This is a genomic window from Pseudogulbenkiania sp. MAI-1 (assembly GCF_000527175.1).
GTDB lineage: Bacteria > Pseudomonadota > Gammaproteobacteria > Burkholderiales > Chromobacteriaceae > Pseudogulbenkiania.
Window position 1 is genome coordinate 3,448,327 of sequence record NZ_AZUR01000001.1, and the last position, 18,010, is coordinate 3,466,336.

Consider the following 18,010-nt stretch of genomic DNA (forward strand, 5'->3'; position numbering starts at 1 on the left):
AACGCCCCACCACCGAGGAGCGCCCCGTTGAACCGCCAGAAGAAAGCCTACGCCTACGGTCTGTCCGCCGTGCTGGCGTGGTCGACCGTCGCCACCGCCTTCAAGATCAGCCTGGCCCACCTGAGCCCGGCGCAACTGGTGATGTACAGCACGGCGTTCTCGCTGCTGGCGCTGCTGGCCATCCTGCTAGGCCAAGGCCGGTTGGGCGAACTGAAAACCGCCTTGCGCCGGCATTGGCGGCGTTCGCTGATCCTGGGCGCGCTCAACCCCTTCGCCTATTACCTGATCCTGTTCCAGGCCTATTCGCTGCTGCCGGCGCAGGAGGCCCAGGCGATCAACTACACCTGGGCGCTGACCATGACGCTGCTGGCGGTGCCGCTCTTGAAGCAGCCACTGAAGGGGCGCGACGCGCTGGCCGCGCTGATCTGCTACCTTGGGGTACTGGTGATCGGCACGCGCGGCGAGTTGCTGGCGCTGCAGTTTTCCAATCTCGCCGGCGTTGCCTGGGCCCTGTTCTCCACGCTGCTGTGGGCCGGTTACTGGATCTTCAACGCGCGCGACGAGCGCGAACCGGTGCTGGGGCTGACACTCAACTTCCTGTTCGCCTTGCCGCTCATCGTGATCTGGTGCGCTCTGAGCGGTGAGCTGCGTCCGGTAGCCTGGCAAGGGGTGGCGGGAGCGGCATACGTAGGCGCGCTGGAGATGGGCTTCACCTTCGTCATGTGGCTGACCGCGATGAAACTGACCAGTAGCACCGCCAAGATCGCCAACCTGATTTTTCTGTCCCCGCTGCTGTCGCTGTTGCTGATCTGGCTGATCATCGGCGAGCCGATTTTCGGCTCCACTCTGGTCGGGCTGGGGCTGATCCTGTCCGGACTGTTGCTGCAAAAGCTGCCGGTCAGGAACGCTGCCGCCGCGCATGCCAGCTGAAAAAAGCAAGGCGGGAAAACTCCCGCCTTGCCTGACCCCACCACGCTTCCTTCTTAGTCCCGGTTAATCCTTGCCATGACCTCCGCCACGCCCATTACCACCTCCGCGGCCATTGCCTCGCCCCTCACCACGCCCTTGCCTGGAGGTCTCGTCGCCACGTAGCGCGTGCTGGCGTCCCACTCGCCGGCCGTCGCGATGGAGAGCCTGCGTGCGATGGGGGGCCGATACCGACACCGCCTTGTGTGCCGGTATCGCCGGCGACACCCCCGGAATGGCCGGGGCAGTGCCCGAAGGCGTGGTTACTCGCTGTCCGTCGATCGTCAGCGAGGAACGCAACTGATTCAACCGGCCCTGGGTCATGCCATCCACCTTCAACACATCGCCGCTACTCAGAAAATCGCCATGCGTCTCGCGATAATCCACCAGCCGCTGGGCGAGTTCCTGACTAACGCCGATGGCGGCCAGTTGTTCCACAGACGCGTCGTTCAACTCCAGCGACCAGGCCCAAGGGCCGAGCAACAAGCCGAGCAGGCCGGCCAGCAATGTCTTTTGCCTCATGGGATGCTCTCCCGCTACGACCTGTTTGAAGAATAGCCCACGGGATTTACCCGATTGGTGTTTTTTGCTTTTACATGGCCAGCATATAGGATAAAAATCACAGCGAGTGCGGAAAGGGGGCTATGCGCACGCTCACAGGAAAACTAACGATCTGGCTGCTCACCGGTGCAACCCTGCTGCTGTTGGGCCTGGGTTCCTTGTTCGAATACAACAGCCGGCAGCAGGATCAAAGCGAGTATATGGCGCTCAGGAAATCCCTGGCCCATAGACTGGAACTCGCTTTGCCGCACGGCATCTGGCAACTGGACGAACCCTATCTGCGGCAGCTCCTCGACGCCGAACTGACCTGGAGCGCGGTGGGGGCCATCCATATCCAGGGTGACGGCGAACTCAATCTCGGCCGCATCCGCGACGGCCAAGCCGTGCGCGACATGACGCCGGCCGACCGTCCCCAGGGCGACGACCGCCTCACCCTTGCCATCCGCTATCAGAATCGCGCAGAACTGGCCAAGGCGACGGTCTACCTGAGCCGCGCGTCACTCCAGGCCAAGGCACGGCAACGCCAGTTGGACATGCTGCTGCAGATCGCCCTGCTCGACGTGTTGCTGTGGCTATTGCTGCGATATGCCGTCCAACGGCAGTTGCTGGCGCCGCTCCGAGAGCTGGGCCAGCGCCTGGGGGCGGCGCTCGCTCCACACCTCCCGGACTCGGACGCACGGCAGGCCCACGCCGGCAGCGCGGAGTTCGCCCCACTGCTCGACAAGGTGCAGCGCCTGACGGAGCAACGGTGCCTGGACCTCGCGGCCGTCCACCGCGCCGAAGCCATCGCCCAGGAAGAGAAGCAGCGTGCCGAACAAGCCTATCAGCAGCTGACACTCGCGCAGCAGACGCTGGAGGAAACGGAAAACCTGGCGACCTTGGGGCGGCTCGGCGCCAACGTCGCCCTGGAGATCAATACCCCCATCGGCGTCACCCTGAGCACGGCCTCGAACCTCGTCAACACCACCCACTACCTGTCGGAGAGTTTCAACGCCGGCACCATCAAGAAAAGCGAATTCCTGGATTACCTGGCTCATACCGAGGAAAGCTGCCAATTGCTGCTTTCCAGCGCGGAACGGGCCGCCGACCTGGTGCACAGCTTCCGCCAGATCGCGCTCGACCAGGCGGGTGAGACGCGCCGCCAGTTCCAGCTGACGGCGTACCTCGAAGAGATCGTCCGCAACCTCAAGCCCACCCCTGAGAGCGCCAACCTCGACATCGAACTGCACGGCGAGCCCGACGTGCTGATGGACAGCTATCCGGGGGCGCTATTCCAGGTCGTCAACCAGTTGCTGGAAAACGCCGCGATCCACGGCTTCGACCCCGGGCAGCGCGGCCGGATACGGCTGGACAGCGAACAGATGGACGAGCGGCACGTGCGGATCCGGGTCAGCGATACCGGACGCGGCATCGCGCCGGAACACCTGCACAAGGTGTTCGAGCCATTCTTCACCACCCGTGGCGGACAGGAACATCGCGGGCTGGGGCTCTACCTCGCCAGCAACAAGGCGCGCCAGCCCCTGGGCGGTGTTCTGACGTTGGAAAGCCAGCCGGGCGAGGGCACGACCTTCACGCTGGACATCCCGTGCCATGCCCCGCTCTGACAGGGTGCGCCGCGCCGTCGGCAAAGCTCGAATGCAAAAAAGGACGGCCAGGCCGTCCTTGTTCGTTGGGCATACCGCAGAAGATCAAGCCAGTGCGGCAAACACCTGGTCGCGCACCGCCTCGACCGCCTGGGTGCCGTCGATCTTGACGTATTTCGGTGCCGAGGCGTCACCGGCCGCGGCCTGCTGCGAGTAGTAGCCGACCAGCACCTCGGTCTGCTCGTGGTACACCGCCAGGCGCTTCAGTACGGTTTCTTCCTTGTCGTCGTCGCGCTGGATCAGCTCCTCGCCGGTGACGTCGTCATGGCCTTCCACCTTGGGCGGGTTGTACTTGACGTGGTAGGTACGGCCGGAAGCCACGTGCACGCGGCGGCCGGACATGCGGTCGACAATCAGCGCGTCCGGCACGTCGATTTCCACCACGTAGTCGATAGCCACGCCGGCTTCCTTCATCGCTTCGGCTTGCGGGATGGTGCGCGGGAAGCCATCGAACAGGAAACCGTTGGCACAGTCGGCTTCGGCGATGCGTTCCTTGACGAGACCGATGATGATGTCGTCACGCACGAGGCCGCCCTCGTCCATGATCTTCTTGGCTTCCAGGCCCAGCGGGGTGCCCGCCTTCACCGCGGCGCGCAGCATGTCGCCGGTGGAGATTTGCGGAATGCCGTACTTTTCCTTGATGTAGTTGGCCTGGGTGCCCTTGCCGGCGCCCGGAGCGCCCAACAGAATCAGTCTCATGAATTACTCTCCCGTCAAAGTTTGCGTTGCGTCTTTTGTGCTAATTGTTGGCTGAGCGGGCGGCAAACAAGGCGCGTACCCGCTGCAGATCGTCCGGCGTATCTACCCCCGCGGGCGGCGCGTCGGCCACGGTGGCCACCATGATGGGGTAGCCGTGCCACAGCACGCGCAATTGCTCCAGCGCCTCGAAAGTTTCCAGAGGAGCAGGCGTCAGCGAGGTGTAGGTAGAGAGAAAACCCGCCTGGTAGGCGTACATGCCGATGTGCCGCAGAACCGGTAGCTCGGACGGCAGAACGTTCACATCCTGGGCGAACGCATCTCGGGCATAAGGGATGGGTGCCCGACTAAAATAAAGAGCCCGGCCGGTCCGGTCAAGCACCACTTTCACGACGTTGGGGTTGAAGACGTCGGCGGCGCTGTGGATGGGGTGGGCCAGCGTCGCCATCGGCACGCCGGAATCCGCCATCAGCGCCGCCAGACGGTCGATCAGGGCCGGGTCGATCAAGGGCTCGTCGCCCTGCACGTTGACGATGATCTCGTCGTCCGCCAGCCCCAGCGTGGCCGCCACTTCGGCCAGGCGGTCGGTGCCGCTGGCGTGGTCGGCGCGCGTCATCACCGCGCGTACGCCGTGCTCGGCGCAGGCTGCGACGATGTCGGGGTGGTCGGTGGCGACGATGACCTCGCGCGCCGCCGAGCGGGAGGCCTGCTCGGCCACGCGCACCACCATCGGTTTGCCGGCGATGTCCGCCAGCGGCTTGCCGGGCAGCCGGCTCGACGCCATGCGCGCCGGCACCACCACGGTGAAGCCGCGGCTCATTCCACCTCTTCCTCGGCCGGCAGTTCGCGCGCCTCGCTCTCCAGCATCATCGGGATGCCGTCGCGGATGGGAAAGGCCAGCCGGTCGCCCTTGCACACCAGCTCCTGTTCGGCCTTGCGGTACACCAGCGGGCCCTTGCACAGCGGGCACACCAGGATCTCGAGAAATTTAGCGTCCATGTCGTATCTTCAATCGGGCAAGAATCCAGTCGGCAAGGTCCGGGGCGAGCCGCGCCCGGACCGGCAGGACCCATAGTCTAGCACGATTGACGCAGTGCAACTTGACGGCGTCCTTGGCCGTCACCAATACGGCGTCGGCGTCGTCCGGAATATCCTGCGGCTGGAAGGCGTGGTGATCGGGAAAGGCCAGGCGCCGGCCAGGCTTGAGGCCGAGTTGCTCGAGGGTACGGAAAAAGCGTTCGGGATGGCCGATGCCGGCCAGCGCCACCAGCCGCTCGCCGGCGAACTCGGCGGCACGGCGCGTCCTGGAGGGCTCGGCCAGCGAGACGAAGGCGCCCGGTTCCAGCGTCATGTCGAAGCGCGGTACCTCGGTCGGCAGCCAGCGCGCGCCGCCGACCAAGGGGCCGTTGACCACGATGGCGTCGACCGTGCGCAGCCGGCCAGCCGTCTCGCGCAGCGGGCCGTTGGGTAGCAGGCGGCCGTTGCCGATGCCGCGCGCACCGTCCAGCACCGCCAGTTCCAGGTCGCGCGTCAGCCGGTAGTGCTGCAGGCCGTCGTCGCTGAGGATCAGTTGCACCTCGGGATGGCGTTCGAGCAGCAGGTGCCCGGCGGCGACGCGGTCGCGCCCCACCACGACCGGCGCCCCGCCGGCCGCCATCAAGAGCGGTTCGTCGCCGACCTCGGCAGCCGTCGCCTGCGGCGCGACCTCGGTCGGCACCGTGTGGGCGCCGCCGTAGCCGCGGCTGATGACGCCGACCGGCACGCCGCGTGCCTTGAAGGCCTCGATCAGCGCCAGTGTCAGGGGAGTCTTGCCCACGCCGCCGACGTTGATGTTGCCAATCACCACCACCGGGACCGGCAAGCGCTCGCGCTTGAGCATCCCCACTCGGTACAGGGCGCGCCGCAGTGCGGACACGCTGCCGAACAGCGCTTCCAGCGGGGCGAGCAGCACCGTCAGCCAGGCACGCGGACGGTACCAGTGGCGCTCGATCACCTTCACCTGATTACTGCGTCGAAAGCTGGGTGGCGAAGGTCAGCTGGGTCAGGCCGGCCAGCCTTGCCGCCTCCATCACCCCCACCACCGACTGGTGGCTGGCCTTGGCGTCGGCGTTGACCACCACCACCACGCCGTTCTTGCCCGCCGCCAGATCCTTCAGCCGCGCCACCAGACCGTCGCGGTCGCCGGCCGGCAGCTTGGTCTCGCCCACCATCATCTCCCCGGCGGGCGACACCGCCACGTCGATCTCATTGCTCTTTTCCGCCTGCGCCGCGCCTTGTGCCGACGGCAGGTCGATCTTCAGCTCGGAAAAGCGCGAATAGGTGGTGGTGACCATCAGGAAGATCAGGATCACCAGCAACAGGTCGATCAACGGAATGAAGTTGATTTCCGGCTCTTCCCGGTGCCGGCCACGTCGAAAATTCATGAAGAACCTCAGTGGTTACCGTTCTTGCGCTCGCCGTGCAGCACTTCCACCAGCTTGACCGCCTGCGACTCCATGTCGACCAGCAGGGCGTCGACCTGGGCACGGAAATGACGATAGAACATCATGCTGGGAATCGCCACGATCAGGCCGAACGCGGTGTTGTAGAGCGCCACGGAAATGCCGTGCGCGAGCTCGGTGGGATTGGTGCCCGACGGCGCCTGCGAGCCGAAGATCTCGATCATGCCGATCACCGTGCCCAACAGACCCAGCAGCGGCGCCATGGCGGCGATGGTGCCGAGCGTGGTGAGGTAGCGTTCCAACTGGTGCGCGACCAGGCGGCCTTCGTCCTCGATCGACTCCTTCATCACCTCGCGGCTGGCGTCGGCGTTACGCAGACCGGCGGCGAACAGACGGCCGAGCGGGGAATGCTTACCGAGCAACTGCAGCAGCTCCGGCGATGCGCCGGCGCGGCGGAATTCCTGCAGGGTCTGTCCCAACAGCCCCTGCGGCGCCACCAGCGACTGACGCAGGCTGAAAAAACGCTCGAAAATGATGGTCAGCGAAATGATGGAGGCGACGATAATGGCCCAGATAGGCCAACCTGCCGCTTCGATGATGGACCCCACAGGCATTCTCCAAAGCGTGTCACAAACGGTAGACTGTAGCCGGTTTGGCCGGGGTTCGGCAACCGCTGCAAGGCTGCTGCCACCTCGTTCCAAGATAATCGGCTAAACCATGAATTTATAAGGGGAATCCCCGATCATCCACAAAAGCTGTGGATAAAATTGTGGACAAGCCCGGGAAAAGCAGTCGGAACGATTGCCAGACAAGGCTCCCCCAGCATCCGCCCACACATTGAGCAAAAACACTAAGTTATTGATTAAATTGAAAACATCCTACAACAACCGCTCCAGCGCCGCCCCTCATACCCACCTCCCCCGCTCCACGGCGCGGAACTTTTTTTGCTGTGGATGACTTGACAACCATGATTTTCGATCAAACCCATAACGACGTCATCAGCGTCTCCGCACTCAACCGCATGGCGCGCGATCTGCTGGAAAGCGGCCTGCCGGCGCTGTGGATCGGCGGCGAGATTTCCAACCTGACGCTGGCCGCCTCGGGCCACGCCTATTTCCTGTTAAAGGACGGTAGCGCGCAGATCCGCTGCGTGATGTTCCGCCACAAGCTGGCCGGCCTGGGCTTTCGTCCCGGCGAAGGCATGCAGGTGGAGCTCAAGGGCCTGGTGACGCTGTACGAGGCCCGCGGCGAGTACCAGATCAACGTCGACACCATGCGCTCGGCCGGGCTGGGGCGGCTGTTCGAAGCCTACGAGAAGCTCAAACAGAAGCTCGCCGCGGAGGGGCTGTTCGACGTCGCGCGCAAGCGGCCGATCCCGGCGCATCCGGCCGCCATCGGCATCGTCACCTCGCCGGCCGCCGCCACGCTGCGCGACGTGGTCACCACGCTGCGCCGGCGCATGCCGAGCATCCCGGTCATCCTCTACCCGGCCCAGGTGCAGGGCCAGGGCTCGGCCGAACAGCTGGCCGCCGCCATCGAGCGCGCCAGCGCGCGGCGCGAGGTCGAGGTGCTGATCGTCTGCCGCGGCGGCGGCAGCATCGAGGACCTGTGGTCGTTCAACGAGGAGGTGGTGGCGCGCGCCATCGCCGCCTGCCCGATCCCGGTGGTCAGCGGCGTCGGCCACGAGACCGACTTCACCATCTGCGACTTCGTCGCCGACCGGCGCGCGCCGACGCCGACCGCCGCCGCCGAACTGGTTTCCCCCAGCCGCGAGCACCTGCAGGGCCAGGTGGAACTGGCGCGCCGCCATCTGGCGCGCGCGCTCGGCCGGCTGCTGACCGACAAGGCCCAGCGGCTCGACTTCCTGTCACGCCGGCTCAAACACCCCGGCGAGCACCTGCAACGTCAGCACGAGACGCTGAGAGTGGCCGAAGAACGGCTGCGGCGACGCTTGCACGGGCTGTTCGAGCAGCGTCGCTGGCGCCTGCAACTGGCCGAAAGCCGGCTCGGCCACCGCCGCCCGGACCTGGCGCGGCAGGTCCAGCAACTCGACCGCTTGGCGGAAGCGCTGCACCGCGCCGGCGACGGCTGGCTCACCCAGCGCCGGCTGGCGCTGGCACGGCTGGCGGGCACGCTGGAGGCGATGAATCCGCAGGCGGTGCTGGAGCGTGGCTACGCCATCGTGCAGAAGGCCGACGGCCGTGCCGTGCGCTCACCGCTGGAGCTGCTCAACCACGAGCGGGTGACGCTGAGACTGGCCGAAGGCAGCACCGAGGCCATCATCGAGCACCCGGCGGGAGCCCAGCCGGAGCTGCCGTTCTGAACTTGACAAGGGGGAAGCGGAAGGAGGAGCATGCGTTAATTCAAACAATCGTTTGAGACCATCATGAAACCCTCCCCTCGCCTCGTCAAGACCATCATCAATCTGTGGCCGCCGTTTCTCGGCGCCGGCATCCGGGTCAGCCACATCGCGCCCGACTGGCGCGAAGTCGACGTCAGCCTGCGCCTCGGGCTCACCAACCGCAACTACGTCGGCGTGCACTTCGGCGGCAGCCTGTACGCCATGACCGATCCGTTCTTCATGCTGATGGTGATGCAGAGTCTCGGCCGCGATTACTACGTCTGGGACCGGGCCGGCCGCATCGACTACCTCAAGCCGGGACGCGGCCGGGTCAGCGCCCGCTTCCGGCTGGACGAGGCGCAACTGGCCGAGATCCGCCGTCACACCGCCGGCGGCGAGAAGTACCTGCCCGAAATGCAGGTGGACATCGTCGACCACGAGGGCGAGGTGGTCGCCCGCGTGCACAAGACGCTGTACGTCAGACGCAAAAAAGACCGTCGCTGACGGTTTCAGAGTGCAGACAAAATCTCTAGATACGTTTCTACAGGACCCGACAGAGCCAAGCAGGAGACCAAGCTAGAGGCAGTGCCTCAGTCGCCAAAGCCGCCGAATACCTCGCGCATGCGCCCCAACACCTCCAGCGTACGCAGGTCGCCGACGCGGTAGTACACGCGGTTGGCATCCTTGCGCGTGCGCAAGACGCCCTTCTCGCGCATGATGGCCAGGTGCTGGGAAATATTGCTCTGCGAGGTACCGACGCGGTCGACAATATCCTGCACGCTGATTTCGCCGTCGCCCAGCACGGCGATGATCTTCAGACGCAGCGGATGCGACATGGCCTTCATCGCGCGCGAAGTCTGCTCGATCTGGTTGTCGTTGAACAGCAAGGGAGTCTCCATGAATCTGTTATTAGTCTGATTGCGTTACAATACTACCCAAGCTGTTCTACCCCCATCAAGAATCTCTAATATTCTGGATCGCGCGCCCACATGAACGCACTCACACCGGTACTCCTCCTGATCATGGACGGCTTTGGCCATCGCCTGGACGGCGAAGACAACGCCATCCTGCACGCCCGCACCCCAACCTGGGACGCCCTGCGCCAGCAGTACGCCTACGGCACCATCGACGCCTCGGAAGGCTACGTCGGCCTGCCCAACGGCCAGTTCGGCAACTCCGAAGTCGGCCACCTGAACATCGGTGCCGGCCGCGTGGTGCAGCAGGACATCAGCCGCATCGACTGCGACATCGAAGACGGCCGCTTTGCCAGCAACCCGGTGCTGGTTGAGGCCTTCGGCCATGCCAAGGGCCATACCCTGCACGTGCTGGGCCTGCTCTCCGACGGTGGCGTGCACGCCCACGAGAACCATATCCACGCGCTGATCCGCGCCGCCCACGCCGCCGGCGTGGAACGCATCAACGTGCACGCCTTCCTCGACGGCCGCGATACCCCGCCAAGGAGCGCCGAAACCTATTTGAAGCGCCTCGACGCCGTACTGGTCGAGTGCCCGGGCGCGCGCCTGGTCTCTGTCACCGGCCGCTACTGGGCGATGGACCGCGACAAGCGCTGGGAACGCGTCGAACCGGCCTACCGCCTGCTGGTCGAAGGCGAAGGGCTGCACCACGCCGACAGCGGTCTGGCCGCCCTGGCCGCCGCCTACGCCCGCGATGAGAACGACGAATTCGTCGCCGCCACCGCCATCGGCGAGCAGACCGCGATGCAGGACGGCGACGTGGTGCTGTTCATGAACTACCGTGCCGACCGCGCGCGCCAGCTGACCACCGCGCTGACCGACCCGGCCTTCGCCGGCTTCGCCGCGCGCCAGCCCAAGTTCGGCTACTTCGCCACGCTGACCTCCTACGGCGAGGCCTACCGCAACCCGGTGGCCTACGCCCCGCAGAAGATCCGCAACGGCCTGGGCGAATACCTGGCCAGCCTCGGCCTCAAACAGCTGCGCATCGCCGAGACCGAGAAGTACCCGCACGTCACCTACTTCTTCAACGGCGGCGAGGAGCAGGTCTACCCCGGCGAAGACCGCATCCTGGTGCCGTCGCCCAAGGTCGCCACCTACGACCTGCAACCGGAGATGAACGCACCGGAAGTTACCGACAAGATCGTCGAAGCCATCCGCTCCGGCCAGTACCACGCCATCATCTGCAACTACGCCAACTGCGACATGGTCGGCCATACCGGCAACTTCGCCGCCGCGGTCAAGGCGGTGGAAGCGCTGGACCAGTGCATGGCGCGCTGCGTCGAGGCGATGCGCGCGGCCGGCGGCGAAGTGCTGATCACCGCCGACCACGGCAACTGCGAGAGCATGTTCGACAACATGAACGATCAGCCGCACACCCAGCACACCACCAACCCGGTGCCCTTCCTCTACGTCGGCCGCCCGGCCCGCATCCGTGCCGGCGGCGCGCTGAAGGACATCGCCCCGTCGCTGCTGGCGATGATGGGCCTGGGCAAGCCCGCGGAGATGAGCGGCGAATCGCTGATCGACTTCCAGTGAAACCGTTCCTGCTGCTCACCCTGCTCACCGGGGCCGCGCTGGCGGCCCCGGCGGCCGCCCCCTTGTCCGCCGCCCCGCACCAGCAGGACCTGCAACAGGTCCGGCAGGAGATCGACAGCCTCAAGAAGGACATCGCCCAGAAGCAGGCCGTCAAGCAGGAAGCGCAAACCGCCATCCAGGCCAGCGAACAGGCGCTGCAGCAGACCAGCAAGACACTGGCCTCGCTGGAGCAGAAGCACAGCGACTCGGCGCAACAGCTGGCCGAGTTGCGCACCCAGATCGAAGCCTCACAGGCGGGACTCAAGGCCGTGCGCAAGCGGGTGGCTCTTGTGCTGGGCAACCAGTACAAGGCCAGCCGCCACGACGCCATGCGGCTGATGCTCAATGCCGGCGACCCCAACCAGACCTCGCGCGACCTGACCTACTACACCTACATCGCCCGCGCCCAGCAACAGCTGGTCGGCGACCTGATCGCCCGCCAGGGCGAGCTGGAGGCGATGTCGTTCCAGCTGGAGCAGGAACTCTCCCGCATCAACAGCCTGTCCAGCCAGAAAGAACAGGAAAAGGACCGTATCGAACTCAACCGCCAGGCGCATCAGCAGCAGCTGGCGGCACTGGCCGGCGAAATCCGCGAGCGCCAGAGCAAGCTGGTCAAGCTGCAGGAAGACCAACAGCGGCTGAGCGGCCTGATCGAGCAGATCAACCGCGAAATCGAGCGCCGCCGCCGCGAACAGGCGCGCAAGCAGGCCGAAGCGCGCCAAGCCCAGCAGGAAAAGGCCCGCAAGGCCGCCGAGCGGCAGCGCCAGCTCGCCGCCGAGGCGCGCCGCCAGGGCAAACCCGTGCCGAAAGAGCCAGTGAAACCCGCGCCGGAACAGACGGTCGAAGCGATAGCCGACGGCAGCGGCTCTGGCAAGGCCTTCAAGAGCCTACAGGGCCGCATGCGGCTGCCGGTCTCCGGCAGCATCGCCGGCCGCTTCGGCGCCCGGCGCGCGGAAGGTACCACCTGGAAGGGGCTGTTCATCAGTGCCGCCCCCGGCCAGCCGGTGCGCAGCGTCGCCGACGGCCAGGTGGTGTACGCCGACTCGCTGCGCGGCTTCGGCAACGCCGTCATCGTCGACCATGGCGGCAATTACCTGACCGTCTACACCGGGCTGTCCGCCATGAGCCGCAACAGCGGCGAGCGGGTGAAAGCCGGCGAGACGCTCGGCAGCACCGGCACACTGGACAGCGGCGAGGCGGGGCTGTACTTTGAAATCCGCTACATGGGTCGCCCGGTCAACCCGCAAAGCTGGGCGCCTTAACGGGAACACACAGACACTATGACTAGTCCACGCATGAAGAAACTGGCCCTGCTGACCGCCGGGGCCCTGGCAGGCGGCGCCTTGACCCTGAGCCTGCAGGCCTTCGCCGACAAGGACAACAGCGCCCCGCTGCCGCTCAACGAGTTGCGTACCTTTGCCGAAGTGTTCGGCCGCATCAAGCAGGACTACGTCGAGCCGGTGGACGACAAGAAACTGATCAATGAGGCGATCAAGGGCATGCTGACCGGCCTCGATCCGCACTCCGACTACCTCGACCCCGAGGCCTTCAAGGAAATGCGCGAAGGCACCCAGGGCGAATTCGGCGGCCTTGGCATCGAGATCGGCGCCGAAGACGGCCTGGTCAAGGTCATCGCCCCGATCGAGGACACCCCGGCGCAGAAGGCCGGCATCAAGAGCGGCGACCTGATCGTCAAGATCGACGACACCCCGGTGCGCGGCCTGAGCCTCAACGACGCCGTCAAGCGCATGCGCGGCAAACCCGGCACCAAGGTCACCCTGACCATCGCCCGCAAGAGCGAGACCAAGCCGCGCGTGGTGACGCTGGTGCGCGCGGTGATCAAGACCAAGAGCGTGAAGTTCAAGCTGCTGGAACAGGATTACGGCTACGTGCGCGTCACCCAGTTCCAGGAGCACACGGTGGAGAACCTGGCCCAGGCGCTGCAGACGCTGTACAAGGACAACAAGACCCCGCTCAAGGGCGTGATCCTCGACCTGCGCGACGACCCGGGCGGCCTGCTCAACGGCGCCGTCGGCGTCTCCGCCGCCTTCCTGCCCAAGGACGCCCTGGTGGTGTACACCGAAGGCCGCGCCGAAGATTCCAAGATGCGGCTGACCGCCAAGGTGCAGAACTACGCCCGCGGCGGAGCCGACCCGCTGGCCAAGCTGCCGGCCGGCATCAAGAGCATTCCGATGGTGGTGCTGGTCAATGGCGGCTCGGCCTCGGCCTCGGAAATCGTCGCCGGTGCGCTGCAGGACCACAAGCGCGCCGTCGTGGTCGGTACCCAGACCTTCGGCAAGGGCTCGGTACAGTCGGTGCTGCCACTGGGCAACGCCGGCGGCATCAAGCTGACCACCGCGCGCTATTTCACGCCGAACGGCCGCTCGATTCAGGCCAAGGGCATCGAGCCCGACGTGCTGGTCGAGGACGGCACGCTCAGCACCAGCGAGCAGCAGGCGCTGCGCGTGCGCGAGGCCGACCTGGAAAACCACCTGTCCAACCCCAATGGCGACGACAAGACCCCGGCCAAGCCGGTGCTCAAGCGCCCGGCGGTGAAACCGGCCACCCCGGCACCGTCGGCGCCGGACAACGGCAAGGAGCCGCCGAGCGACGAAGCGTCCGCGCGCGAGCCGAACCCGAAAACCGATTACCAGTTGGGACAGGCCTTGAACATCCTCAAGGTGCAGCAGATCCTGATCGATAAGAAAGGCAGCTAACACAGCCTACCCGCCGGCAGGCATGGCGTCCGACACCAAGGCGCCTTGCCCTGCCCGCGAGGGAACCCTCCCCCTGCCCCCGTGCAGAAACCGCTGTCGTCACGGCAGTGGGCATCCCATGCGAGCCAGACGCAGATCAGGTGAAAACGCTGCCGCCTGATGAAATACGCCCTCATTCCTGCTACCCTTGGCGCCACCTCAACTCGACTTCGGCGGGAGCCTGAACCGACATGCTGACCAGGGAGTTTGTCCTCTCTTTTCGTGAAGCCGCCCCCTACATCAACGCCTTCCGCGGCAAGACCTTCGTCATGGCGATCAACGGCGAGACCGTGCGCGACGGCCGCTTTCCCAGCCTGGCCAAGGACATCCAGCTCTTGGTGAGCCTCGGGGTGCGTATCGTGCTGGTGCACGGCGCACGCTGGCAAATCGATACCCTCGCCCAGCGCGCCGGCCATGCCCAGGTCTTCCACGGCGACAAGCGCAGCACCGACAGCAAGACGCTGGAACTGGTCAAACAGGCGGTCGGCTATACCCGTCACGAGATCGAAGCCGCGCTGTCGGCCAGCATGCGCCACGTCCCGGTCCAGGGCAGCCAGCTGCGCATCGCCGGCGGCAACTACCTCACCGCCCAGCCGGTGGGCGTGCTCGACGGCATGGACATGCAGTACACCGGCAGCGTGCGGCGCATCGACACCGAAGCGATGCAGGCGCGCCTCGATGCCGGCGAGCTGGTTCTGGTGTCCTGCATCGGCTACTCCCCCACCGGCGAGGCGTTCAACCTGACGATGGAAGAGGTCGCCACCCAGATCGCCATCGCCCTGAAGGCCGAGAAACTGCTGTTCATGGTGGACAGTCAGGGAGTGACCAACAGCCGCGGCGAGTTTGCCAGCACGCTGACCGCCCAGGAAGCCGAGGCGCTGATCGCCAGCGGCAACCTGAGCGGCGACGTGGCCGCCTACATGCCGTGCGCGGTCAAGGCAGTACGGCAGGGGGTGGCCCGCGCCCACATGATCGGCCGCTTCGACGACGGCGCCATCCTGGAAGAACTGTTCACCGACGGCGGCAACGGCACCATGCTGGCGCGCGATCCACTGGTGAAGGTACGCAACGCCTCGATCGACGACATCGGCGACATCATCGACCTGATCCGCCCGCTCGAAGAACAGGGCATCCTGGTCAAGCGCAGCCGCGAGCTCTTGGAGATGGAGATCAAGTCGTATTCGGTGCTGGAGCACGACGGCAAGATCTTCGGCTGCGTCGCCATGCACCCCTTCCCCGACGCCGGCATGGCCGAGCTGGCCTGCCTGGCGGTCTCGCAGCAGAAACGCGACGCCGGCTTCGGCGAGGAACTGCTCAAGCACGTCGAGTACCTGGCACGGGCGCAAGGCATGGCCTCGCTGTTCGTGCTCACCACCCAGACCGCGCACTGGTTTGTCGAGCGCGGCTTCGTCGCCGCCGACATCAGCCAGCTGCCGCTGGGCAAGCAGCAGCTCTACAATTACCAGCGCCGCTCCAAGGTGTTCATCAAGCCGCTGCATTGAGCCCTTGCGCCCGCCCTGCCCTGATCAAGGGCGCCGCAAAGGGGAGCCACGACAGGTTCCAGCCCCGGCTGGAAGCCCTGTCATCTCTATGACACAATACGGTAGTAATCTGTTATCCAAATAGCTGCAAGGAAGCGCAATGGCTAGAACCGTCAACTGCATCAAGCTGGGCCGCGAGGCGGAAGGCATGGACTTCCCGCCGCTGCCGGGTGAACTGGGCAAGCGGGTATACGAGAACGTCTCCAAGGAAGCCTGGCAAGGCTGGTTGCGTTATCAGACCATGCTGATCAACGAGAACCGCCTCAACCTGGCCGACGCCCGCGCGCGCCAGTATCTGGCCGCCCAGTTGGAGGCCTATTTCTTCGGCGACGGCGCCGATGCGCCGGCGGGTTATACCCCACCAGGCAGCAACTAACCACGGCAAAGCCCTCCGCGCGAGGGCTTTTTCGTCCCTACAACCTCGCAAGCATCCCAGAACAACCATGTCGCAACAGAACGACCTGCTGCTCAACCGCGAGCTCGGACTGATCCAATTCAACCGGCGCGTCCTGGCTCAGGCCGAAGACCCTCGGCTCCCTCTCCTTGAGCGGCTGCGCTTCCTGTGCATCGTCTCATCCAACCTGGATGAATTCTTCGAAGTCCGCATGGCCTGGCTCAACGAGATGGTGGAAACCCAGCCGGACACGCCGCTGCCGGACGGCATGACGCCGCACCAGGCGCGGCGCAAGGTATCGGAGGCCACCCACGCGCTGATCCGCGAGCAGTACGCCGTGATGCGCGATACGCTGTTCCCGGCGCTGCGCGAGGAAGGCATCCTGTTCCTGCGGCGCATCGACTGGACCGACGAGCAGCGCGAATGGGTCAAGGGCTATTTCTTCCGCGAGGTGATGCCGCTGTTGACGCCGATCGGGCTCGATCCGTCCCACCCCTTCCCCAAGGTGCTGAACAAGTCGTTGAACTTCGCCGTGGAACTGGAGGGCAAGGACGCCTTCGGCCGCCAGTCCGGCATCGCCATCGTGCAGGCGCCGCGCATCCTGCCGCGCGTGATCAAGCTGCCGGAGCATCTGTCCGACGGCAAGCACATGTTCGTGTTCCTGTCCTCGATCCTGCACGCCCACGTGCACGAGCTGTTCCTCGGCATGACGGTGAAGGGCTGCTACCAGTTCCGCGTCACGCGCGACAGCGAGCTGAACGTGGAAGACGAGGACATGAAGAACCTGCGCACCGCCTTGCAGGGCGAATTGCGCCAGCGCCAGTTCGGCGAGGGGGTGCGGCTGGAGATCGCCGACACCTGCCCGCAGCACATGCAGGACTTCCTGGTCACCCAGTTCGGGCTGGAGCCGGAAAACGTCTACCGCGTCGACGGCCCGGTCAACCTGGTGCGACTGATGCAGGTGCCGGACCTGGTCGACCGCCCGGACCTCAAGTTCGCCTCGTTCGTGCCGACCCTGCCGGCTTCGCTGCAGAAGAAATCCAGCCTGTTCGACGCGATCCGCCAGGGCGACATCCTGCTGCACCACCCCTACCAGAGCTTCCAGCCGGTGATCGACCTGTTGAACCTGGCCGCCACCGACCCGCAGGTGGTGGCGATCAAGATGACGGTGTACCGCACCGGCACCGACTCGGTGCTGATGGAGTCGCTGATCGCCGCCGCCCGCGCCGGCAAGCAGGTGACGGTGGTGGTGGAGCTGATGGCGCGCTTCGACGAGGAGGCCAACATCAGCTGGGCCTCGCGCCTGGAAGACGCCGGCGCGCACGTGGTGTACGGCGTGTTCGGCTACAAGGTGCACGCCAAGATGCTGATGGTGGTGCGGCGCGAGGAGAACGGCCTGAAGCGCTACGTGCACCTGGGCACCGGCAACTATCACCCGCGCACCGCCCGCCTCTACACCGACTTCGGCCTGATCTCCTGCAACGAACAGTTGGCCAGCGACGTCAACGACCTGTTCATCGAACTGACCGGCTTGGGCAAGGCGAGCAAATTGAAGCTGCTGCACCAGTCGCCGTTCACGCTGCACAGCATGATCCTGGAAGCGATCGAGCGCGAGGCCAAGCACGCCAGCGAAGGGCGCCCGGCACAGATCATCGCCAAGATGAACTCACTGCTGGAGCCGCAGGTAATCAACGCGCTGTACCGCGCGAGCCAGGCCGGGGTGAAGATCCAGCTGATCGTGCGCGGCGTGTGCGCCTTGCGTCCGGGCGTGGAGGGTCTGTCCGACAACATCAGCGTGCGCTCCATCGTCGGCCGTTTCCTCGAGCATCCGCGCGTGTTCTACTTCTACAACGACCGTGCCGAAGACTTGTACTTCTCCAGCGCGGACTGGATGGGGCGCAACTTCTTCCGCCGCATCGAGACCTGCGTGCCGGTGGTCGACCCCAAGATCAAGCGCCGCATGATCAAGGAAGGCCTGCGCATCTACCTCGAGGACAACGCCAACGCCTGGGACATGCAGCCGGACGGCAGCTACAAGCGCCGCCATGCGCGCGGCAAGGTGCATTGCGCCCAGCAGACGCTGCTGGACGAGTACGCCGGCTGAGCGCTGAGTTCGGTCAGT

At 65.5% G+C, this 18,010-nt stretch carries 18 protein-coding genes; 10 read left to right on the forward strand and 8 right to left on the reverse strand.

Going from position 1 to position 18,010, the window contains the following annotated elements:
• Nucleotides 1–27 precede the first annotated feature (27 nt).
• A complete protein-coding gene (locus PSEMAI1_RS0116145; RefSeq protein WP_024303867.1) occupies nt 28–930 on the forward strand; it encodes a DMT family transporter in 903 nt (300 codons plus the stop codon).
• 63 nt (nt 931–993) lie between these two features.
• Here PSEMAI1_RS0116145 and PSEMAI1_RS0116150 read toward each other — a convergent pair whose 3' ends face one another.
• Nucleotides 994–1,488: a helix-hairpin-helix domain-containing protein gene (locus tag PSEMAI1_RS0116150; RefSeq protein ID WP_024303868.1), complete on the reverse strand. Its 495-nt coding sequence runs from the start codon at nt 1,486–1,488 to the stop codon at nt 994–996.
• A 122-nt stretch (nt 1,489–1,610) separates the two neighbouring features.
• On the opposite strand from PSEMAI1_RS0116150, the gene PSEMAI1_RS0116155 reads away from it, so the two are divergent.
• Nucleotides 1,611–3,131: a sensor histidine kinase gene (locus PSEMAI1_RS0116155; protein ID WP_024303869.1), complete on the forward strand. Its 1,521-nt coding sequence runs from the start codon at nt 1,611–1,613 to the stop codon at nt 3,129–3,131.
• An 84-nt stretch (nt 3,132–3,215) separates the two neighbouring features.
• Here PSEMAI1_RS0116155 and adk read toward each other — a convergent pair whose 3' ends face one another.
• Genes adk through PSEMAI1_RS0116185 form a run of 6 tightly spaced genes read right to left on the reverse strand, consistent with a single transcriptional unit; the run spans nt 3,216 to nt 6,915 of the window.
• Nucleotides 3,216–3,869: an adenylate kinase gene (adk, locus tag PSEMAI1_RS0116160; RefSeq protein ID WP_024303870.1), complete on the reverse strand. Its 654-nt coding sequence runs from the start codon at nt 3,867–3,869 to the stop codon at nt 3,216–3,218.
• Nucleotides 3,870–3,909: 40 nt separating this feature from the next.
• Nucleotides 3,910–4,686: a 3-deoxy-manno-octulosonate cytidylyltransferase gene (gene kdsB, locus PSEMAI1_RS0116165; RefSeq protein ID WP_024303871.1), complete on the reverse strand. Its 777-nt coding sequence runs from the start codon at nt 4,684–4,686 to the stop codon at nt 3,910–3,912.
• Nucleotides 4,683–4,865, reverse strand: coding sequence for a Trm112 family protein (locus tag PSEMAI1_RS0116170; RefSeq protein ID WP_024303872.1), 183 nt, complete (start codon nt 4,863–4,865; stop codon nt 4,683–4,685). Before PSEMAI1_RS0116170 ends, kdsB begins: the two co-directional genes overlap by 4 nt.
• Nucleotides 4,855–5,865 (reverse strand): tetraacyldisaccharide 4'-kinase, encoded by a 1,011-nt coding sequence (lpxK, locus tag PSEMAI1_RS0116175; RefSeq protein WP_024303873.1) that lies wholly within the window; start codon nt 5,863–5,865, stop codon nt 4,855–4,857. The genes PSEMAI1_RS0116170 and lpxK overlap by 11 nt, the downstream gene beginning before the upstream one ends.
• A gap of 4 nt (nt 5,866–5,869) precedes the next feature.
• Complete coding sequence (locus PSEMAI1_RS0116180) at nt 5,870–6,289, reverse strand: biopolymer transporter ExbD (RefSeq protein WP_024303874.1); 420 nt, start codon at nt 6,287–6,289, stop codon at nt 5,870–5,872.
• A gap of 8 nt (nt 6,290–6,297) precedes the next feature.
• The gene (locus tag PSEMAI1_RS0116185; RefSeq protein WP_024303875.1) at nt 6,298–6,915 is read right to left on the reverse strand and encodes a MotA/TolQ/ExbB proton channel family protein; all 618 of its coding nucleotides are present in this window, start codon (nt 6,913–6,915) and stop codon (nt 6,298–6,300) included.
• A 359-nt stretch (nt 6,916–7,274) separates the two neighbouring features.
• On the opposite strand from PSEMAI1_RS0116185, the gene xseA reads away from it, so the two are divergent.
• Both xseA and PSEMAI1_RS0116195 read left to right on the forward strand, forming a co-directional pair.
• Nucleotides 7,275–8,630 (forward strand): exodeoxyribonuclease VII large subunit, encoded by a 1,356-nt coding sequence (gene xseA / locus PSEMAI1_RS0116190; RefSeq protein ID WP_024303876.1) that lies wholly within the window; start codon nt 7,275–7,277, stop codon nt 8,628–8,630.
• 63 nt (nt 8,631–8,693) lie between these two features.
• Nucleotides 8,694–9,152 carry a DUF4442 domain-containing protein gene (locus PSEMAI1_RS0116195; RefSeq protein ID WP_024303877.1) on the forward strand — a complete coding sequence of 153 codons (459 nt, stop codon included), beginning with the start codon at nt 8,694–8,696 and terminating at the stop codon, nt 9,150–9,152.
• A gap of 86 nt (nt 9,153–9,238) precedes the next feature.
• On the opposite strand, the gene PSEMAI1_RS0116200 is transcribed toward PSEMAI1_RS0116195, so the two are convergent.
• A complete protein-coding gene (locus PSEMAI1_RS0116200) occupies nt 9,239–9,547 on the reverse strand; it encodes a helix-turn-helix transcriptional regulator (protein ID WP_029770772.1) in 309 nt (102 codons plus the stop codon).
• 90 nt (nt 9,548–9,637) lie between these two features.
• On the opposite strand from PSEMAI1_RS0116200, the gene gpmI reads away from it, so the two are divergent.
• From gpmI to ppk1, 6 genes are all read left to right on the forward strand, one after another.
• The gene (gpmI, locus tag PSEMAI1_RS0116205; protein ID WP_024303879.1) at nt 9,638–11,158 is read left to right on the forward strand and encodes a 2,3-bisphosphoglycerate-independent phosphoglycerate mutase; all 1,521 of its coding nucleotides are present in this window, start codon (nt 9,638–9,640) and stop codon (nt 11,156–11,158) included.
• Nucleotides 11,155–12,459: a murein hydrolase activator EnvC gene (locus PSEMAI1_RS0116210; protein WP_024303880.1), complete on the forward strand. Its 1,305-nt coding sequence runs from the start codon at nt 11,155–11,157 to the stop codon at nt 12,457–12,459. The genes gpmI and PSEMAI1_RS0116210 overlap by 4 nt, the downstream gene beginning before the upstream one ends.
• 33 nt (nt 12,460–12,492) lie before the next feature.
• Entirely contained in the window at nt 12,493–13,914 is a 1,422-nt protein-coding gene (locus PSEMAI1_RS0116215) for a S41 family peptidase (protein WP_029770773.1), read from the forward strand.
• Nucleotides 13,915–14,144: 230 nt separating this feature from the next.
• The gene (gene argA / locus PSEMAI1_RS0116220) at nt 14,145–15,455 is read left to right on the forward strand and encodes an amino-acid N-acetyltransferase (RefSeq protein WP_024303882.1); all 1,311 of its coding nucleotides are present in this window, start codon (nt 14,145–14,147) and stop codon (nt 15,453–15,455) included.
• 139 nt (nt 15,456–15,594) lie between these two features.
• On the forward strand, nt 15,595–15,870 hold the full coding sequence (locus PSEMAI1_RS0116225; protein WP_024303883.1) for an oxidative damage protection protein: 276 nt from the start codon (nt 15,595–15,597) through the stop codon (nt 15,868–15,870).
• A gap of 67 nt (nt 15,871–15,937) precedes the next feature.
• On the forward strand, nt 15,938–17,992 hold the full coding sequence (gene ppk1 / locus PSEMAI1_RS0116230; protein WP_024303884.1) for a polyphosphate kinase 1: 2,055 nt from the start codon (nt 15,938–15,940) through the stop codon (nt 17,990–17,992).
• Nucleotides 17,993–18,010 lie beyond the last annotated feature (18 nt).